Annotated in this window: 9 protein-coding genes; 5 read left to right on the top strand and 4 right to left on the bottom strand. The window is 62.7% G+C overall.

Annotated elements, in window-relative coordinates; all coding sequences use genetic code 11:
* The first annotated feature begins 139 nt into the window (after positions 1–139).
* Complete coding sequence (locus ACFY68_RS14395; protein ID WP_387528337.1) at positions 140–4,051, top strand: dermonecrotic toxin domain-containing protein; 3,912 nt, start codon at positions 140–142, stop codon at positions 4,049–4,051.
* Between the two features lie 105 nt (positions 4,052–4,156).
* Positions 4,157–9,379: an NEL-type E3 ubiquitin ligase domain-containing protein gene (locus ACFY68_RS14390; protein WP_387528334.1), complete on the top strand. Its 5,223-nt coding sequence runs from the start codon at positions 4,157–4,159 to the stop codon at positions 9,377–9,379.
* Positions 9,380–9,439: 60 nt separating this feature from the next.
* Here ACFY68_RS14390 and ACFY68_RS14385 read toward each other — a convergent pair whose 3' ends face one another.
* The 4 genes from ACFY68_RS14385 to metH all read right to left on the bottom strand — a co-directional run bounded on the left by ACFY68_RS14385 (position 9,440) and on the right by metH (position 16,113).
* On the bottom strand, positions 9,440–9,934 hold the full coding sequence (locus tag ACFY68_RS14385) for a DUF934 domain-containing protein (protein WP_346612903.1): 495 nt from the start codon (positions 9,932–9,934) through the stop codon (positions 9,440–9,442).
* Entirely contained in the window at positions 9,918–11,570 is a 1,653-nt protein-coding gene (locus tag ACFY68_RS14380; RefSeq protein ID WP_387528331.1) for a nitrite/sulfite reductase, read from the bottom strand. Before ACFY68_RS14380 ends, ACFY68_RS14385 begins: the two co-directional genes overlap by 17 nt.
* 521 nt (positions 11,571–12,091) lie before the next feature.
* On the bottom strand, positions 12,092–12,310 hold the full coding sequence (locus ACFY68_RS14375; RefSeq protein WP_387528329.1) for a DUF2970 domain-containing protein: 219 nt from the start codon (positions 12,308–12,310) through the stop codon (positions 12,092–12,094).
* 95 nt (positions 12,311–12,405) lie between these two features.
* Complete coding sequence (metH, locus tag ACFY68_RS14370; RefSeq protein WP_387528326.1) at positions 12,406–16,113, bottom strand: methionine synthase; 3,708 nt, start codon at positions 16,111–16,113, stop codon at positions 12,406–12,408.
* 166 nt (positions 16,114–16,279) lie between these two features.
* Here metH and ACFY68_RS14365 point away from each other — a divergent pair, with 166 nt between their 5' ends.
* The 3 genes from ACFY68_RS14365 (at position 16,280) to nfuA (ending at position 20,367) form a co-directional block, all read left to right on the top strand.
* Complete coding sequence (locus tag ACFY68_RS14365; protein ID WP_387528323.1) at positions 16,280–18,580, top strand: fatty acid cis/trans isomerase; 2,301 nt, start codon at positions 16,280–16,282, stop codon at positions 18,578–18,580.
* A gap of 109 nt (positions 18,581–18,689) precedes the next feature.
* Positions 18,690–19,724: an acyltransferase family protein gene (locus ACFY68_RS14360; RefSeq protein WP_387528320.1), complete on the top strand. Its 1,035-nt coding sequence runs from the start codon at positions 18,690–18,692 to the stop codon at positions 19,722–19,724.
* A 58-nt stretch (positions 19,725–19,782) separates the two neighbouring features.
* The gene (nfuA, locus tag ACFY68_RS14355) at positions 19,783–20,367 is read left to right on the top strand and encodes a Fe-S biogenesis protein NfuA (RefSeq protein ID WP_172218736.1); all 585 of its coding nucleotides are present in this window, start codon (positions 19,783–19,785) and stop codon (positions 20,365–20,367) included.
* The last annotated feature ends 83 nt before the right edge of the window (positions 20,368–20,450 follow it).

The following is a 20,450-nucleotide window of genomic DNA, read 5'->3' as shown; positions in this document are numbered from 1 at the left end:
TTGATATCGGCAGGCCAGCATTAAACCTGAATGCGGATTCCGGGTGATGGGCGGCGCGTGCAGCCGGTTGATATAAGTAGCGCTGGGGCATGCGCGAAGGCTGTTTGACTCCGTGTTCGGCTAACCGGAGGACCTGCCAATGACCGCCCAAACGTTACAACCCAACCTGGTGGACAGCCTTATCGCCAGCCGTTTGCCTACATGGCTCGGCAGCGCGTCTGAAGATCAACTGAGCAAATTGCGCACAAGCCTGCTGCAGCAACAACGCATTCAGCACCGGCTGGCTGCAGTGTTTTCCCGTATCACGCCATTGGATGACTTTGCCCAGGCGCTGCTCGACAAGGCGCTGAGCGACCGCCAGTTGCCCGCACTCGATGTACGCCAGGTCATGCTGAGGCGCACCACCCTGCTTCCTGGCGCCTCCGTGGTGCCTGGTGGCGCGGGCACCTCGGTGAGCGAGGTCAGCGAAGTGACATTGCTCGCGGCGGCGCTGCACAATTTTGCCGAGCAGGAAGCATCGCCTGCGGGCACCCTGCAGACCCATTTAATCGTGGACGCCCATGGGGCTGCGCAGGCAGTGAGCCCGGAAACGTACGTAGCGCTGTGTCGAAGCGTGGATGTGGGCGGTTGCTACCAGCGCCATCTCGAATCGATCCTGCTAGTGCCGGGCGGGGAGGGGCAGCAGGTAGCGGCACTGCTCGAAGAAGCCGCGCGCGCCAACCTCGAAGCTGACGTGCGCCTAGCGGTCCTGAAGGGCGAAGTAGATCAGCGCACCTACTTGCAGTTGCTCCCCGTCATTTCGACGGTACCTGTGGTGGACTCCGATACGGCCCGGCTGCTGCCCTTCGAGCTTCGCGTGCTGGGCAAGCAGCTACAGGGCGTAGTGGCATTCGAAGCGCGTCGCACCGGGCCCTCCAGCGCTGCGCTCGAGGGTGTGGTGCTGTGGGTGCCCGGTGACAGCCACGGTGCCCTGCAGCGCTATGCAACCTGGGATGAGCTGTGGCGCCACCTTGCCCAGCGCTGCCAGGCGCAGGGCTACGCCGCTTTCATGCAACGCTTCGTCAGCGAGCGTGACCGCTGCGCCTTCAGCGGCACATTGCGCCGTTTGTTGCAGGCCAGAGCGGGCGCGCTGCCGATTCAGCTCGACGGCCGCAGCCAGGCCGTTGTCGCGCCGCTGTTCCAGCACCTGCGCAAAGTTCGCCTCGACACGGTGCTGGACGATGCGCGCGTTCTGGCCACGCCTACTGACGAGGCGAACCAGGCAGAGCGCGAACGGCGCCAGAGTGGCTACGCCAGCGCAGGGTTGGACCTGCTGGGGCTTGCCAGCCTGTTCGTCCCGGTGCTTGGCTTGCCGCTGCTGGGTATCGCTGCGTTGCAAATCGCGGACGAAGTCTATGAAGGTTATGCCGATTGGCAGCTGGGGGATCGTGAAGGGGCGCTGGAGCACCTGTGGGGCGTTGCCGAAAACCTGGCTGCCGGCGTTGCGCTGGCTTCGATCGGGCTGGCTGCAGGTCGATTGATCGAGCGTTCAGCCTACGTTGACGGGTTGGTGCCGGTGCTGACGCAGCGCGACGAGGTGCGCCTCATCGATGCCAATTTGCCCGGCTATGCGGTGCTCGACCAGGGGCTGGCCGTTGGCGAGCGGGCCAGCGTTGCCGGGCAGGTGCACGTGCGCACGCATCTGGCGACGTACCAGGTGGTCGAGGGCGCACAAGAAGCAGGTTTGCGCATCCGCCACCCCAACCGGTCGGGTGCTTACTCGCCCTGGCTCGACGACAACGGCCAGGGCGGCTGGCGTCATCAGCTGGAAACCCCACAGCACTGGCGAGGCGCGACGCAGCTGATGCAGCGTTTGAGCAGCGCTTGGGCCGATCTTGACGAACAAACCGCCGAGCGGGTGATGCGTATTGCCGGCTTCGATGAGCAGCGCTTGCGGCGCCTGCACCTGGAGCACGCCCCGGCGCCGGCCCGCTTGCACGATGCCTTGCAGCGCTACCAGTTGCATGTGCAGCACCCGCAGCTGCAGGGGGAGGCTTTTGAACAGCACTTCAATGCATTGCAGCTGGCGCCTGCACCCGCTGAGCAAAGGTTGCACCACGACTTTCCCAAGCTGACCTCGCGCGTTGCGCGCGAGATTGTCCAGCGCGCCGAGCCAGGGGTAGTTGACGCCATGCTTAGCAGTCAGCGCGTTCCCCTTGAATTGGCCACCGAGGCACGCTGGCTGTTGCATGACAGCCGCCTGGACCGCGCCTGCGGCGGTTTCTATCAGGCGGGGGCGGTCAATGCCGACACGCAGCGGCTGGCGCTGGGGATGGTTGCCGACATGGCGCCGTGGCCACCGACGGTGCGCATCGAACTGCGTGAAGAACGCCTGAGCGGCGCGTTACTCGCCCATAGCGGCGTCGATAACGCCACGCATATTCGCTATGTCATCAGGCGCGGCAATGGGTATCAGGCTGCGGATACCTCAGGGGCAAAGCTGGCGGCGGCAAACGACACCGACAGCCTTTTCCAGGCGCTGTGGTTGCACCTGGACCCGGGGCAAAAGGACACGTTTGGCGACGCTGTCAGTAACGCCGAACAGCTCGCCCATGCGCTGGCAATGCGCGCCAGTGGGCAACGGCAGCGGGCTGCCGAACTGCTCGGGATGGTAGCGGAGGAGGGCGCGGTTCGTCGGCCTGTGCGCCTGGGGGATGGCCGTCTGGGTTACCCATTGAGCGGCGGGCAGCCGTTGGGTGTACCGTCAGGGCTGGTGCTCAGCACTGAAGACCAGCGGGCGCGCCGGTCGATTGCTGCGGGGCTGCAGCAGCTGTTTCCCCAACGGCCCGCACAGGACGTGATGTGGCTGGCGGTGCAGTTGGCGCAAAGGCCTGGGCGTAGCGTATGGGCAGCATTCAGCGAGCTCGCAAGGCAAGTCGAGCAGCTCGACCTATGCCTGCGCACCTGGCGGGGCGCCCCCACGGAGGCCACCTACCGAGCGCGCCATCGCACCGGCCAGGCCATTCGCGAAGCGTGGCTGCCAGAGTATTTCGGGCCCGGTGCATCGACTGACCTGGTCGTACTTAACGAGCATGTGGCAAGTTTGCCCCGGTTACCGCAAGGTATCCACTTCGGGCATCTGCACCGTATGAGCTTGAGCAATCTCGGCGTGACTACCCTGGACAGCGAGTTTCTGGGGCGCTTCCCCAATTTGACAAGCCTGTACCTGAGCGGCAACAAGCTGGTCAACCTACCTGGTTTGGGCGATCTGCGTCGGCTCGTGAGCCTTGATTTAAGCCATAACCGATTGACCCTTCTGGACGGGGTCGAGCAGCTCAACTCATTGACGCAATTGATCCTCAACGATAATCAACTGAATACCTTGCCGGGTGTCGGATCCCTCACCAGGCTTAGACGACTGGACCTGCAACGTAACCAGCTCCAAGCACTTGACGGCGTAGAGCGCCTGACATTGCTCACCCAGCTGGACGTGAGCGACAATCTGTTGACGACACTGCCTGAGCGGGTTGACCGGCTGCTTCGGCTGCAGAATCTGAACCTGAGCGCAAACCGGCTCAGTGCTGTGCCTGCTGCCCTCGGTAAACTGACCGGCCTGAGAAGTCTGAACCTGCGCGGTAACCAGCTTTCTGCAGTACCCGTTGGCCTGGAGCGCCTGCGGCAATTGGTCGAACTGAATCTGGCCGACAACCGGATGATTATCGACGTACCAGGCGGCCAGCGGCTGGAAGCCTTCAGCGCACTTAGAACGTTGAACCTGAGTGGCAACCCGATCGGGGCGGTGCCGCCGCTGCGCAACCTTGATCACCTGGGTTATCTTTCGCTGCGTGGCACCGGCCTGAGGGAGTTGCCCCTGGTGTTTCTGGAGCAACACCCGGACCTCTTCGTCGACCTCGCGGACAACCTGATTGCCGAACTGAGTCAGCGGGCGCTGGTCTGGATTCGGCAGCATCCCAACCGGCTCAATCTCAACAACAACCCGCTGGATGATGAAGTGCTTGCGCGCTGGCGGGCAGCTCGCTCGCAGTTCGACACGCTTAGCCGGCGCGGGTAATTCGCAAGCTGGGCCTATAGCCCAGGTGCTGAGGCCTGCAATAGTTACCTCAGGCGTCTGGCCTGGCAATGCTCCAATCGCGGCTCCCACCTGAAGGAGCCCGCGATGGCCCCCACGCCTTTCAACGATGACAGCACCGATGCCCTGATCGCCAATCGCTTGCCTGCCTGGCTGACCCGTGCTCCGCTGGACATGCTCTATGACCTGCACCAAAGCCAACATTGGCAGCAGCAGGTGCAGCAACAACTGCATGAGTTGTTGGCGCAGATTACGCCGCTGGATGCCTTTGCCGAGCCACGCCTGCGAGCGGCGCTTGCGATGACTGTCGATACTCGTCAGGCCCAGCTGCGGCGTAGAACGCTACAGCGTTTTCCTTCTTTCATTGCGCATATCCCCGATGGAATCAAGGAACAAGTCTTCCAGCACAGCCTGTTGGCATCGGCGCTGCACAACTTCACCGAGGCTGAATCCTCTGCCAGCGCGATTCAGCGCGGCACTGCTGTGCTGGACGCACAGGGGCAGGCGCTGGGTATTTCCCCCGATGCGTTCATGAAGCTGTGCCGCGCGCTCGACTTGGGCGGGCAGTATCAGGCTCATCTGCGTGCACACCTGACCCCGGATGGCGAGGCCGGGCAACAGGTCGAAGCGCTGATGGAGGAAGGCTTTCGGGCTAATCTGGAGGCGGCCTTGCGGTTGTCGCTGGTCAATGGCGAAATCGCGCCTCATGCCTATGAGCACTGTGCGCCGCTGGTAGCGATGGTGTCAGCCAGGCCGAGCTCGATTCACGGCCTTGAACCTCGGCAAATCAGGTTGTTTGGCCAGCGCGTGCGAGGGGTGGTGGGCTTCGAGGTGCGCCATGAAAACAAGCCTGATGAGGCGCTGGAAGGGGTGTTGTGCTGGATCCCTGATGACCCTCACGGCCCGTTGACCTGGTTCAGTGATTGGGAGGCGCTGTTCCTGACGCTTGGCAAGCAGTTTCGCTTGCCAGGGTATATCGAGTTTTTCCAGCGCTTTATCGGCGACCGCGACCGCGAGGCCTATACCAAAGCATTGAACAAAGCCGTGCAGGGCGTGGGCCAGGACGTGCCGCTGCAGCTCGATGGGCGTCATGCGATTATCGATGGGCCGCTGTTCGCCTTTTTGCGTCAGCAGCAGATCGATACCCTGTTGGACAATGCCAAGGTACATGCTGTGCCCACGGCGCAGGTGGACGCTAAGGTTCGGGACCAGCGATTGCATTTTTATCTGCACTTCGGCTTCGATTTGCTGGGCCTGGCAAGTTTTGCCTTGCCCGCGCTCGCGTTGCCATTGCTGGGTATTACGGCAATGCAAGTGGCGGACGAGGTGTACGAAGGGTATGCCGATTGGCAACTGGGTGATCGGCAGGCGGCTTTGGAACACCTGTATGGCGTCGCCGAGACCGTGATCATGACCGCAGCCAATGCCGGCGCGGGCGTGGCATCCCATCGCCTGGCCCGCGCAGCGATGATTGATGAGCTGGTGCCTGTACGGGCGAGCTCCGGAACGTTGAAATTATGCGACCCGCAATTGCCCGGCTATGCAGTCAAAGCGCACGGGGCCATCGGCGAGCTTGTCGACGTTGAGGGCAGCCAGTACCTGCGTACGCCCGTGGCTAGCCATGTGACATCCTTCGACGCAGAGACCCAGCAGCGGCGCATCCGTCATCCGCTACGAACAGACGCCTACGCTCCGCTGCTGGAGGGCAACGCTGCCGGCGGCTGGCACCACGAGCTCGAAAACCCTCGAGAATGGCAGCACAACGTTGAGCTGCTGCAGGATCTCTGCGGGGATTGGGCACAGCTCGACGACCAGGCGGTTCATGAGGTGCTGCAGGCCACCGGCATCAGTGACGATCAGTTGCGCCGTCTGCATGTAGAGCACAGCCCACCGCCGGCCCGCCTGGTCGATGCCGTGCAACGCCAGCAACTGCACGCGCAGTTCCCTTTGTTACGCGACGAAGGCTTCGAACTTCATCTGCAGGGCCAGCAGCCTCGCCCCTCGGCGGACGAGATTTTGCTGTTGCGCAGTTTCCCCGGGCTTACGGGGAACGCTGCGCGCGAGATCATCGAACATGCTGACGAAGACCTGATCGAGCGCATGCACGCACGTCAGCAAGTGCCTCTGGCGCTGGCTGAACAGGCGCGTTGGCACTTGCGTGATGCGCGCATGGATCGAGCCTGTGCAGGCCTGCTGCAGGCGGCAGCGATCAATCGCGACAGCGAGCAACTGGCGTTGGGCCTGATCGCCGGGCGGGCACCCTGGCGGGGAGTGCGCATAGAGATACGCAGTGGCACGCTGGCCGGGGAAAAAACCGCCTGGGTCGGGGACGCGGGAGCCAGTGAAGTGCGTACCGTGCTCAGAACCTCCAGAGGTTACCAGGCGCTGGACGCGGCCGGGCAACTCATGTCATCGAGCAATGCTGACGACAGTTTCTGCCAGGCGCTGTTACTGCAGCTGGATGCTTGGCAGAAACGGGCGCTTGGTGATGCGGCCAATACGCCGCAGCTCTTGGCAGAGACGCTATCGCAGTGGGCCTGCGCACATCGCGAGAGGGTCGCCATGATATTGGGCATGGCGCCGGTCGGGCTTGGCTTTCGGCCGCCCGCAAGGCTGGGGGATGGGCGCTTGGGTTATCCACTCAGCGGACGGGGCGAGAGCAGCAACCGCGCGCTGCGGCGCGGTATTCTTCGGTTGTTCCCCGATTACGATGACGCCGCTGTCGAAGGCTTCACCGCCAGTGCCCGGGCGCTTGGGCTTACGCCGTGGAATTATTACCTGCGGTTGAACGAGCAATTGCAGGCGCTGGATCGTGCCCTGGGCCAATGGCGTCGGCAATCATCCGGCCCGGTGCAGTTGATCAGGCGTGCGCGGATAGCTCGCAGGATCCGCCATGCCTGGCAGCAACGCGTTCGCGATGACAACGCCAACCTCGTGCTCACGCTGGAAGGCGTGCGCGTGGGTAGCCTGCCGGATCTGCCGCCCACGGTGAATTTTGACCACGTGTCGCTGTTGACGCTGAGCAACCTCGGCCTGGGGGCAGTCAATGAACAGTTTCTGGCCCGCTTCCCGAACCTGATTCGCCTGGACCTTTCGCGCAACCGGCTTACGGAGATCCCCGAGATCGCGCGCGTGCAGCAGTTGGGGCAGGTCGACCTGCGGGATAACCGTATCGAGGAGGTCAGTGAGGCGCAGGCCGCCTTGTTGCGCGCGAGCCCTGAGCGAGTGTTCCTCCATGGCAATCCGCTTTCTGCGACGGCGAGGGAACGGCTGAGCACTTTGGCGCCACCGGCCGTGGCACTGCCGGCGAGCGAACAGCAAGCGTGGTTCGAGGGCCTGAGTGAGGCTGAAGCCACCCGGCGGCGTGAGCAATGGCAGGCACTGCGCGCCGAACCTGCAAGCGATGCGTTTTTTGAATTTCTCGCCGCAGTAAGGGAGGGTGATGAGTTTACTCGTCATCCCCAGGACCTGCGGCGGCGGGTCGCTGAGTTACTCAATGCCATGTACCACCACGGCCATGTCCGGCGTGCATTGTTCGAGCAGGCTGCCCGGCCCCGCGGGGTTGCAGACTTCGATGCGCTGGTGGTCAGCATGCAGGTAGCGCTGCGCACCGAGGGCGTGCGTGGCCGTCGGGTTGAGCGAGAGCTGCGCAACCTGGGGCGCGAGTTGTTCCGGCTCGATCAACTCAACCGCTTTGCCGCCCGGCACATCGAACGCCTGCGCAGGTTGCCCGGCGAAGTCAACGAGGAGGAGATCTATCTGGCGTTTCGCGTGGCGTTGGCCGAACCCTTGAACATCGATGGCCAACCGACCTATATGAATTTCCAGCGGGTCGAGCAGGTAACCTGGCAAGACTTGGCTGAAGCCGAGGCAGCTGTCTACGAAGCCGAGACGGCCTCGGCGCTCAGCGCGTTTCTCGCGCAGCAGACCTTTTGGCAGGACCATGTGCGAGTCGAGCACCCCGAGCGGTTTGCAACCCTGCGCCAGAGCTATTCGGCGCAGCTGGCGGCACTGGTACCGGAGCAGGGGCAGGACCATGCGCCGAGCGAGGCGGTCAACCAGATTGTCGCGCAGAGAAGAAGGGCCGAGGAGGCCCTGGTCCTTGAATTGGCGCGTGGCACTCATTGGACCTGGTACCGGCTGGGTCCGCCCCACGAGCCAGGTAGCCGCGCTTTCGTCTATCTATCGAGGCAGCTCGAGCAGAGCCTTGCCAGCTGGCGAGGCCAACCCGGCGACGCCGAATACTCCGCACGCTCGTATGTTGCGGGAATGTTGCGAGAACTATGGCGGGCTAGCTATCGAGGTGATGTGCCAGCCCTTAACACTTCCGTCGATCACCTTTGCGTCAGTTCACTGCCTGAGCTCCCGGCCGGCATCACCTTTGAACGGCTTCGCTCGCTGTCGTTCAGCAACCAGCAAATGTTGACCTTCAGCGGTGAGTTCCTGCGGCGTTTCCCTAACCTTGAAGAGGTCGACCTTTCAGGGAACCGGCTATCGAGCTTCGAGGGTTTTGAGCACCTGCCGCGGCTGCGTCGGTTGAACGTTGGCGGTAATCTCATCGAGACGCTCGTTGGCCTGGAGCATGCCGGTCAACTGGAGGACCTGGATCTCAGCGGTAATCAGCTGGGCAACCTGCCGGCGGGGGCGGAACGCCTGACGAATCTGGTCAATCTTGACCTTTCCTTCAACCGGATCGATGTGCTGGATGTGCGCATCGGCCAACTGGCCAGCCTGCAAGACCTGCAGTTACGTGGCAACCTGCTGAGCACGGTGCCAAGTAGCATTGGTGACCTGACACAGCTGAGTGTTCTTGATCTGGGTGCAAACCAGCTAAGCGCCGTGCCGGAGCACCTGAACGGCCTGCACAGGCTGACCCAGCTGTACCTGCACGACAACTTCATTACCCTGGACAACGCGGGCGAACGACGGCTGGAAGGTTTTTCGCGCTTGCAGATACTCAGCCTGGCGGGAAATCCGCTGGTCACGGCACCGCGGCTGCGCTTTAACGTGCACCTTTACTACCTGTCGTTACGGGGCACGGGTTTGCGCACTCTGCCGCTGGCGCTTCTGCAAGCGCATTCGGACCTGCTGGTCGATTTGCGCGGCAACCGCATCGCGGCATTGAGCGATGAAGCGCTCAGCTGGGTGGAGGCGCACCCGGCAAGGGTAAACCTGGAGCAGAACCCTCTGAGTGCGCAGGTGCTGGGCCGTATACGTGATGCGCTTGCGCGCGTGCAGGCAGAGTGGGCGCTGGCAGGAGGAGGGGGCGAGGTGCAAGCTGGCCGGAAATCGCCCAGCCGCAAAGGGTAAACCGGAGAAGGTGAAGCGCAGCCCATGGCCCACGTGCAAGTGGGCCATGGGTGTACGGCATCAGCGGCGGCGGAACAGCGGCAGCGGCTGGTCGGTGGCAGCCTGGTAGGTCACCGAAAAGTCTTGCAGCCCTTGCAGCGCGTCTTCGGGGTCCTTGTCGGCACGGATGGCGAACGCGTCGAAGCCGCAGCGGGCCATGAAGAACAGCTGGTCGCGCAGCACGTCGCCAATGGCGCGCAGCTCACCCTTGAACTGGTAGCGGTCCCGCAGCAGGCGTGCATTGGAGTAGCTGCGCCCGTCGGTAAAGGCCGGGAAGTTCAGTGCGATGACCTGGAAGTGTTGCACGTCTTCGCCGATCTCTTCCGCTTCCTGGTCGCTGTCCAGCCACACACCCAAGCCACCATCGCGAGCCTTGAGCACGTGGGCATGGTCGCGCCACATCTGCAGGGGGACGATGTAGTCGTCGCAGTTGGTCAGCTCGTCGAACGAGGTTTCCTTGGGCAGCAGGTGCCAGGTTTCGTCGACGATCTGGTTGTTCTTAATGATTCGCTGCATAGACGCGTTCCTTGAAGGGGTCGATGCCGATACGCTGGTAGGTGTCGATGAAGCGCTCTTCCTCGGTACGCTGTTCAACGTACACGGCGATCAGCTTTTCGATCACATCGGCCATGGCGTCCTGGGCGAAGGACGGGCCGAGGATCTTGCCCAGGCTCGCGTCGCGCGCGGCGTTGCCACCCAGGGATACCTGGTAGAACTCCTCGCCCTTCTTGTCCACGCCGAGGATGCCGATGTGGCCGACGTGGTGGTGGCCGCAAGCGTTCATGCAGCCGGAGATGTTCAGGTCGATCTCGCCGATGTCGAACAGGTAGTCCAGGTCGTCGAAGCGGCGCTGGATGGATTCGGCGATCGGGATCGACTTGGCGTTTGCCAGCGAGCAATAGTCACCGCCCGGGCAGCAGATGATGTCGGTCAGCAGGCCGATGTTCGGCGTGGCGAAGCCGCTTTCGCGCAGTTCCAGCCACAGGGCGTGCAGCTGGCGCTGCTCGACGTCGGCGAGAATGATGTTCTGCTCGTGCGAGGTGCGCAGGAAACCAAAGCTGTAGCGCTCGGAAAGGTCTGCCACGGCGTCCAACTGCTTGTCGGTCAGGTCGCCCGGGGCAACGCCGGTGGGCTTGAGCGACAGGGTCACGGCAACGTAGCCAGGGCGTTTATGGGCCCGGGTATTGCGCGAGCGCCAGCGGGCGAAACCTGGGTTTTCGGCGTCCAGGGCACTGTAGTCGACATTGTCGAGGGCCAGGTACTCGGGGTCGACGAAGTGGCGCGAAACGCGTTGCACTTCCTCTTCGGTCAAGGTGGTGCTGCCGCCACGCAGGTGGGCCATTTCGGCTTCGACCTTCTCGGCGAACACTTCCGGGGTCAGTGCCTTGACCAGGATCTTGATCCGCGCCTTGTACTTGTTGTCACGGCGACCGTAACGGTTGTACACGCGCAGGATGGCGTCCAGGTAGCTGATCAGGTCCTGCCACGGCAGGAACTCGTTGATGAACGAGCCGACCACCGGGGTGCGGCCCAGGCCGCCGCCGACCAGCACCCGGAAGCCCAGCTCGCCAGCCGCGTTACGCACCGGCTCAAGGCCGATGTCGTGCACTTCGATGGCGGCGCGGTCTTCTTTCGAGCCGTTCACGGCGATCTTGAACTTGCGTGGCAGGTAGGCGAATTCCGGGTGGAAGGTGGTCCACTGGCGGACAATCTCGCACCACGGGCGCGGGTCGATTATTTCATCCGCGGCAACACCGGCAAACTGGTCGGTTGTGGTGTTGCGCAGGCAGTTGCCGCTGGTCTGGATCGCGTGCATCTGCACGGTGGCCAGTTCGGCAAGGATGTCCGGGATGTCTTCCAGCGCCGGCCAGTTGTACTGCACGTTCTGGCGGGTGGAAATGTGGGCATAGCCCTTGTCGTAGTCGCGAGCGATCTTGGCCAGTGTGCGGACCTGGCGGGCGTTCAGCTGGCCATAAGGCACAGCGACGCGCAGCATCGGCGCGAAACGTTGGATATACAGGCCGTTCTGCAGGCGCAGAGGGCGGAATTCTTCTTCGCTCAGCTCACCGGCCAGGTAGCGGCGGGTCTGATCACGGAACTGCTTGACGCGGTCCTCGATGATCCGCTGATCGTACTCGTCGTATACGTACATAAAAGTCCTGTCTCAGGCTGCATGCAGCTATTCGCGCGCACGGCCGCGCACTCCGGTTCGGAGCCGGGAAACGATATCAGGTTGCGTTTATGCGCTAAAGTGATGTTTTTGCATATGAAAAGAACTAAACGGACTAAGTGAGACTGACTGGCATTTGTTCGCCATCCAGAGCACAGGTTTACCCTACGGGTTTGTTGCAGAGGGTGTAACTGCACGCTCAAGGGCTGCGCCACGCGTCACCCGTCGATTGGAGAAAAACCCTGCTTGAGGAAAGGGCATTGCTCATCTTAACTGCTGGTGTGAAGTGCATTCCCATAACCACTACAAGAGGCAATGCAATGGGAAACTCAACCAAGGTCCGCAAAGCTGACAGCAGTGTCGATGCCTGGGCGATCCTCTGCCTGATCGTCCTGGTGGTGGTCACCGCCGTGTATTGGGTCAGCCATCAGTAGACTTGTATTCAGACCGTTAGCCAGCCACGACGCCTGGGGGGGTGGATGCCCGCAGGCGTTTTCGTGTGACTAACGCGCAGTCAGGTGCATGGCCAGTTGCACCAGGCCCAGCAGCACCAGGATGAACATCAGCGTGAACACCGTACCCAACGCGATGAAATGGCTGGCCTTGCCGTGGGTGAAGTCGCGCGCACGGTTCTTGCCGCTCTGCACGCCGAACGCGGCGGCGAGGATGCTGTGCAGCATTTGCCAGAAGGTGGGGGGCTTGCCTTGGCTTGAGTCGTCCATGGTGGCTCCTGAGGAAATCAGAGGCAATCAGGGACAGTGTAGGTGAATGTACCGGCCCCATCGCCGGCGTGCCGGTGATGGGGCCGCACAAGCTTTTAGTTGTCGTACCCCAGGTTAGGCGCCAACCAGCGCTCAGTGATGCTGATGTCTTGGCCTTTACGCGCGCTGTAGCTGTCGATCTGGTCCTTGTCGACCTTGCCCACGGCAAAGTACTGCGCCTGCGGATGGGCAAAGTACCAGCCACTGACCGCGGCCGCCGGGAACATCGCAAAGTGCTCGGTCAGGAACACGCCGCTTGGTCCGGTCTCGCCAATGGCCGTGCCATCGAGCAGGCGGAACAGGGTTTCTTTTTCGGTGTGATCCGGGCACGCCGGGTAGCCTGGGGCAGGGCGGATACCGCTGTATTGCTCCTTGATCAGCGCCTCGTTGTCCAGGTGCTCGTCGCGGGCATAACCCCAATGCTCTTTACGCACCTGTTCGTGCAGCCACTCGGCGCAGGCTTCGGCCAGTCGGTCGGCAAGGGCCTTGACCATGATCGAGCTGTAGTCGTCGCCCTTGTCCTGATAAGCCTTGGCCACTTCCTCGGCACCGATGCCGGCGGTGGTGATGAAGCCACCCACGTAATCGGTGACGCCGCTGTCTTTCGGCGCGACGAAGTCGGCCAGGGAGAAGTTCGGCTTGCCGTCGGGCTTGATGGTCTGCTGGCGCAGATGGTGCAGGGTGGCCAGCGGCTGGCCGTTGCCTGCGTAGACTTCGATGTCGTCATCGGCGACCTGGTTGGCTGGCCAGAAGCCGAACACGGCGCGCGCACTGATCAGCTTCTCGTCGATCAGCTTGTCGAGCATCTCACGGGCATCCTTGTACAGCGAGGTGGCCGCCTCGCCGACGACTTCGTCGGTAAGAATGCGTGGGAACTTGCCGGCCAGGTCCCAGGAAATGAAGAACGGGGTCCAGTCGATGTACTCGGCCAGGGTGCGCAGGTCGATGTTATCCAGCACCTTGACGCCGGTGAAGGAGGGCACCGCTGGCTGGTAGCCGGCCCAGTCGTATTTGGGCTTGGTCGCCACCGCCTGGGCATAGCTCAGGCGCTCGGTGCGGGCGCTGCGGTTGGCGGTGCGCTCGCGCACTTCGACGTAGTCCTGGCGGGTTTTCTCGACGAAGCCAGGTTTGAGCTCTTTGGACAGCAGCTGGGTGGCCACACCCACCGCACGCGAGGCGTCGGTCACGTAGATCACCGCGTCGTTGCTGTACTTCGGCTCGATCTTGACCGCGGTGTGCGCCTTGGAGGTGGTGGCGCCACCGATCATCAGCGGCAGCTCGAAGCCCTGGCGCTGCATTTCGCGGGCAACGTGAACCATCTCGTCCAGCGACGGGGTGATCAGGCCGGACAGGCCAATGATGTCGCACTTCTCGTCGCGGGCGGTCTGCAGGATCTTCTCCGCCGGCACCATCACGCCGAGGTCGACGATGTCGTAGCCGTTACAGCCCAGCACCACGCCGACGATGTTCTTGCCGATGTCGTGCACGTCGCCCTTGACCGTGGCCATGAGGATCTTGCCCTTGGCTTCCGGCTTGTCGCCTTTTTCCGCTTCGATGAACGGGATCAGGTGAGCAACGGCCTGCTTCATCACCCGCGCCGACTTGACCACCTGGGGCAGGAACATCTTGCCCGCGCCGAACAGGTCGCCAACCACGTTCATGCCGCTCATCAGCGGGCCTTCGATGACCTCGATGGGGCGCGCGCATTGCTGGCGGCACTCCTCGGTGTCCTCGACGATGTGTGCGGTGATGCCCTTGACCAGGGCGTGCTCAAGGCGTTTGCCTACCGGCAGCGACCGCCAGGCTTCGTTCTCGACTTCCTTGGTAGCGCCGCCGCCTTTGTAGTCGTCGGCGATGGCCAGCAATGCGTCGGTGCCTTCCGGGGTGCGGTTGAGCACCACGTCCTCGACCTTCTCGCGCAGTGCCGCCGGGATCTCGTCGTAGATCTCCAGCTGCCCGGCGTTGACGATGCCCATGGTCAGGCCGTTGCGGATGGCGTGGAACAGGAATACCGAGTGGATCGCCTCGCGCACCGGGTTGTTGCCACGGAACGAGAACGACACGTTGGACACACCGCCGGAGGTCAGCGCGTGCGGCAGGTGGTCACGGATGTAGGCACAGGCCTCGATGAAGTCGACGGCGTAGTTGTTGTGCTCGTCGATGCCGGTGGCAACGGCGAAGATGTTCGGGTCGAAGATGATGTCTTCCGGCGGGAAGCCGACTTCGTTGACCAGAATGTCGTAGCTGCGCTTGCAGATTTCCTTCTTGCGCGCGGCGGTGTCGGCCTGGCCGACCTCGTCGAACGCCATCACCACCACCGCGGCGCCATAGCGCTTGCACAGGCGGGCGTGGTGCTTGAACTGCTCGACGCCTTCCTTCATGGAGATCGAGTTGACGATGCCCTTGCCCTGGATGCACTTGAGGCCCGCTTCGATCACGTCCCACTTGGAGGAGTCGATCATGATCGGCACGCGGGAAATGTCTGGCTCACCGGCGATCATGTTGAGGAAGCGGACCATGGCGGCCTGGGAGTCGAGCATCCCTTCGTCCATGTTGATGTCGATCACCTGGGCGCCAGCCTCGACCTGCTGCAGGGCGACTTCCAGGGCCTCGGTGTAGTTCTCTTCGCGGATCAGCCGGGCAAACTTGGCGGAGCCGGTGATGTTGGTACGCTCGCCGACGTTGACGAACAACGACTGGCGGTCGATGGTGAACGGCTCCAGGCCGGACAGGCGGCAGGCCTTGGCGATTTCCGGAATTTCACGCGGCTTGTACTTGGCCACGGCCTCGGCAATGGCCTGGATGTGACCTGGGGTGGTACCGCAGCAACCGCCGATGATGTTGAGGAAGCCGCTGGCAGCGAACTCCTCGACCACTGCAGCCATTTCGGCCGGGGTTTCGTCATATTCACCGAAGGCGTTAGGCAGGCCGGCGTTGGGGTGCGCCGAGACATGGGTGTCGGCCTTGGTCGACAGCTCTTCGAGGTACGGGCGCAGGTCCTTGGCGCCAAGTGCGCAGTTCAGGCCCACGGAAATCGGCTTGGCGTGGCGCACCGAGTTCCAGAACGCTTCGGTGGTCTGGCCCGACAGGGTGCGGCCTGAGGCGTCGGTGATGGTGCCGGAGATCATGATCGGCAGTTCGATACCGTCGTCCTCGAACACCTGCTGCACGGCGAAGATCGCCGCCTTGGCGTTGAGGGTATCGAAGATGGTCTCGATCAGGATCAGGTCGGCGCCGCCCTCGATCAGGCCGCGGGTGGCCTCGATGTAGTTGACCACCAGCTCGTCGAAGGTGACGTTGCGGTAGCCAGGGTCGTTGACGTCCGGGGAAATCGAGCAGGTACGGCTGGTCGGGCCGAGCACGCCGGCGACGAAGCGCGGCTTGTCCGGCGTTTCGAGGGTCTTGGCATCAGCGACCTGGCGGGCGATGCGCGCGCCTTCGACGTTCAGCTCGTAGACCAGCGACTCCATGCCGTAGTCGGCCTGGGAAATCTGCGTGGCGTTGAAGGTATTGGTTTCGAGGATATCGGCGCCGGCGTCCAGGTATGCCTTCTCGATCGCGGCGATCACATCGGGGCGGCTGAGCAGCAGCAAATCGTTGTTACCCTTGACGTCGCTTGGCCAATCGGCAAAGCGCGTGCCACGATAGTCGTGTTCCTCGAGGCGATAACTTTGGATCATAGTACCCATGCCGCCGTCGAGGATCAGAATGCGCTCTTTGAGTGCGTGCTGGAGTGCTTGGTAACGAGCGCTGCGGTCGGACATAGGAACTACCTGGTCGGGCGAATATCAGAAGGTGCGGAATCATAACAAAGCTGCGCGGTTTTTAGGCGCATCGGCCATTTGCATGAATTCTGTTCATGTTGAGCCATCAGCACCCACGGACGACCAGGCAATCGTGATGGCTTTCAGGAACCAGGACTTTCGGCACATGGTGCATCGTTTTATAGCTGCTGCCTTCGCCTTGCTGATCAGCAGCGTGGCATTCGGGCAGGCCCCCCCATCGAGCCCGGCAATCTCCTACACCCGGGATATTCAACCGATCTTTACCGAGAAGTGCGTGGCCTGCCATGCCTGCAACGACGCGGCCTGCCAGCTCAAGCTGGAAAGCCCGGAGGGCGCGGTTCGCGGCGCCACCAAGGTGCCGGTGTATCAAGGCGAGCGAAGCAAGGCGGTGCCGACGACGCGGCTGTTCTACGACGCTCACAGCGAAGAGGCCTGGCGCAACAAGGGCTTTTATTCGGTGCTGGACAACCAGGGCAGTCAGGCTGCGCTGATGGCGCGCATGCTCGAACTGGGGCACAAGACGCCGCTCACGCCCAACGCCAAGTTGCCGGAGGAGATCGTTCTGGGGCTCAACCGCACCAATATGTGCCCGCTGCCACATGAGTTCGATGCCTACGCCGGCGCGCACCCCAAGGAGGGCATGCCGCTGGCGGTCACCGGCCTGACCGACCAGGAGTACCAGACCCTGCAGCGCTGGTTGGCTGCGGGCGCGCCGGTCGAGTACCAGCCGATCAAGCCCAGCGCGGTCGAGGCCAAGCAGATCGCCGATTGGGAAGAACTGCTCAACCGCCCGGGTTCCACCGAGGCACTGGTTGGTCGCTGGCTGTACGAACACCTGTTCCTGGCGCACATCCATTTTGTCGGCGGCGAGCAGGGCCACTTCTTCCAGTGGGTGCGCTCGCGTACCCCAAGCGGCCAGCCGGCCGACATCATTGCCACGCGCCGCCCCAACGACCCGCCCGGGACCGACTTCTATTACCGCCTGATCCCGGTGCAGGGCGTGATCGTGCACAAAACGCACATCACTTACCCGATGGGGCCGCACAAGCTAAAACGCGTGAAGCAGCTGTTCTACGCCGGCGACTGGCACGCCACCGCGCTGCCGGGTTATGGCCCACGCCACCGCGCCAACCCGTTCGAAACCTTCGAGGCGATCCCGGCGGTAGCGCGTTACCAGTTCATGCTGGATAACGCCGAATACTTCGTGCGCACCTTCATTCGCGGCCCGGTGTGCCGCGGCCAGATCGCCACCGACGTGATCCGCGACAACTTCTGGGCACTGTTCCAGGAGCCCGCCCACGACCGCTACATCACCGACGCCAAGTACCGGGGCGAGGCCACGCCGTTGCTGGCCATGCCGGGGCAGATCGACGATGTGGGCAGCGTGCTTTCGCTGTGGCACGCCTACCGCGACAAACGCAACGAGTACGAAAAACTGCGCCGCGACGCCTATGCCGACATGCCTGCGCCAGGCTGGTCGACGCTGTGGGCCGGTAACGACAATGCGCTGCTGAGCATCTTCCGCCACTTCGACAGTGCCGCCGTGACCAAAGGCCTGGTGGGCGATGTGCCGCTGACCATGTGGCTGTTCGACTACCCACTGTTCGAGCGCACCTACTACCAGTTGGCGGTCAACTTCGATGTGTTCGGCAATGTCTCGCACCAGCTGCAGACGCGTTTGTACTTTGACCTGATCCGCAATGGCGCCGAGGTCAACTTCCTGCGCCTGATGCCGGCCGACCAGCGTGGCGCGATTCTCAGCAGTTGGTACCAGAACAGCGGCAAGGTGAAGATGTGGCTCGACTACGAAGACATCGACACCGATACGCCGAGCGGCATCAAGCTCGACCCGCGCGATGCCAAGCGTGACTTCGGCCTCAAGCTGCTGCAGCGCACCGGTAGCCTGAACGCTGCGCCCGACCCGATCAACCGTTGCCAGGGCGCCTACTGCTCGCGGCCGCAGATGAGCGAGGAATTTCGCAACGTCGAGCAGTCGCTCAGCCGCCTGGTGTCGCGCCCGGCCGCAGGCCTGAAGGTGATCAACCAACTACCCGAGGCGACCATGCTGCGCATCGAAGGGCAGGGCGGCCAGCGCCAGGTCTATAGCCTGCTGCGCAACCGTGCGCACAGCAACGTCGCCTTCCTGCTTGGCGAAAGCGCCCGGTATCAGCCGGGCCTGGATACCCTGACCCTGTACCCCGGGGTACTCAGCAGCTACCCGAACTTCATCTTCAATATTCCGGCGGCGGACGTGCCGGAGTTTGTCGAGGACATGGAGTACGCGCGCGACGACGCTGCCAGGTTCGAGCGCATCGTCATGCGCTGGGGCGTGCGCCGCAGCCACCCGGAGTTCTGGCGCTACTTCCATGACCTGAGCACGTTCATCCAGGAAACCGAACCTGTGGAGGCGGGGGTGCTGGACATGAACCGCTACGAGAACCTCTGATCGGTTGAGCTGACCTTTCCGGCATCACTGCGGTCGGAATCGGTGGGTGGCCCTTGCGAGCAAGCAGCGCTTGCAAGGGCCTCAATGCACCGGCAATCGCAGGTATTCCATGCTGTATTCGCTTCAGGCACTGCGGGCGTTCGCCGCCTGGGTGGTGGTCTGCCACCATTTCATGCAGATCTTCTTCGACTTCCATGCCACAGGCCCCGTGGGCCAGTTCCTTACCGATCGCGGCGCCGTGGGCGTGGATATCTTCTTCGTCATCAGCGGGCTGGTGATCTACCTCTCGACCCGTGACAAGGCCATCGAGCCGCGCCGCTTCCTGCTCAACCGCGCCCTGCGTATCGTCCCTGCCTACTGGTTCTATACCGCGTTGATGGCAGCGCTGCTGCTGGCCTTCAGCCAATGGATGCCACACCAGGAATTCGACTGGCGTCACCTGCTACTCTCGCTGCTGTTCATCCCGGCAGAGAACCCCGGCGGCTACGGCCTGTACCCGACCTTGAACGTGGGCTGGACGCTGAACTTCGAGATGTTCTTCTACCTGCTGTTTGGCCTTGCGTTCATGGTGCGCCAGCGTCACCACCTGCTGCTGGTGACGGGTGCACTGTTGCTGGTCAGTGAAGTATTGAGCCGCCTTGGCGTACTCAGCCACTTCTACAACAACGGCATCATCTACGAGTTCCTGCTCGGTATCGGCATCGGCGTGCTGTACCGCCGCGGGCTGGTGCGCGAAGGGTTGTGGCTGCCGCTGGCGGTACTTGGGGTAGCGGCTTACGCGATTTATCACCTGGACGCGTCCCAGCGCCTGCTGCATTGGGGCTTGCCAAGTGCCCTGGTGGTGCTGGCCTTTGTCGCGCTGGAGCCGTACTTCCAGGGCAGCCGGGTGCTCAAGGCATTGGGTGACTGCTCGTATTCGGTGTACCTGATCCACGTGCTGGTGCTGTATGCCGGCTGGTTCGCCAGCCAGCGCCTGCACCTCAACCCCTACCTGGTCTTCGCCCTCTGCGTGCCGTCCATTGGACTAATGTCGTGGTTCAGTTACCAGTGGCTGGAGCGCGGTTTGTACCGGCGGATGCAGGCGTGGCTGGCGGCGCCGCGGGGGCAAACGCCGGCTTATGCCCTTTCCAGAGTAAAATGCTAGGACTTTGTTCAGGGGCCAGGTTGGCGTACACTTGGCCGCAAGTCTGTGAGGAACTTCCATGAGCGCTATAACCATTACCGACGCCGCCCATGATTACCTGGCCGATCTGCTTTCCAAGCAGAACACGCCTGGCATTGGCATCCGCGTTTTCATTACCCAGCCGGGCACCCAGTACGCCGAAACCTGCATCGCCTACTGCAAGCCTGGCGAAGAGAAGCCTGACGACACCGCCGTGGGTCTGAAGAGCTTCACCGCCTATCTCGATGCGGTCAGCGTGCCGTTCCTGGAAGACGCGCTGGTCGATTACGCCACCGACCGCATGGGCGGCCAGCTGACCATCAAGGCGCCGAACGCCAAAGTGCCGATGGTCAATGAAGACAGCCCGATCAACGAGCGCATCAACTACTACCTGCAGACCGAAATCAACCCTGGGCTGGCCAGCCACGGTGGCCAGGTGAGCCTGGTCGACGTGGTCGACGACGGCATTGCCGTGCTCCAGTTTGGTGGCGGTTGCCAGGGTTGCGGCCAGGCGGACGTAACCTTGAAGGAAGGTATCGAGCGCACCCTGCTTGAGCGTATTCCGGAACTCAAGGGCGTGCGTGACGTGACCGACCACACCCAGAAGGAAAACGCCTACTACTGATTTGTAGTATTACGCGCTCCTAGCAACAAACTGTTACGGTTTCAACCCCTGCGACAACAGGTCGCAGCCCGTATTCAAAGGGC

The sequence above is a fragment of the Pseudomonas sp. NPDC012596 genome (assembly GCF_042902325.1).
In the GTDB taxonomy this organism is placed as follows: domain Bacteria; phylum Pseudomonadota; class Gammaproteobacteria; order Pseudomonadales; family Pseudomonadaceae; genus Aquipseudomonas.
Note: the sequence above shows the minus strand (reverse complement) of the source record. Positions and strands in the feature narration are given on the sequence as shown.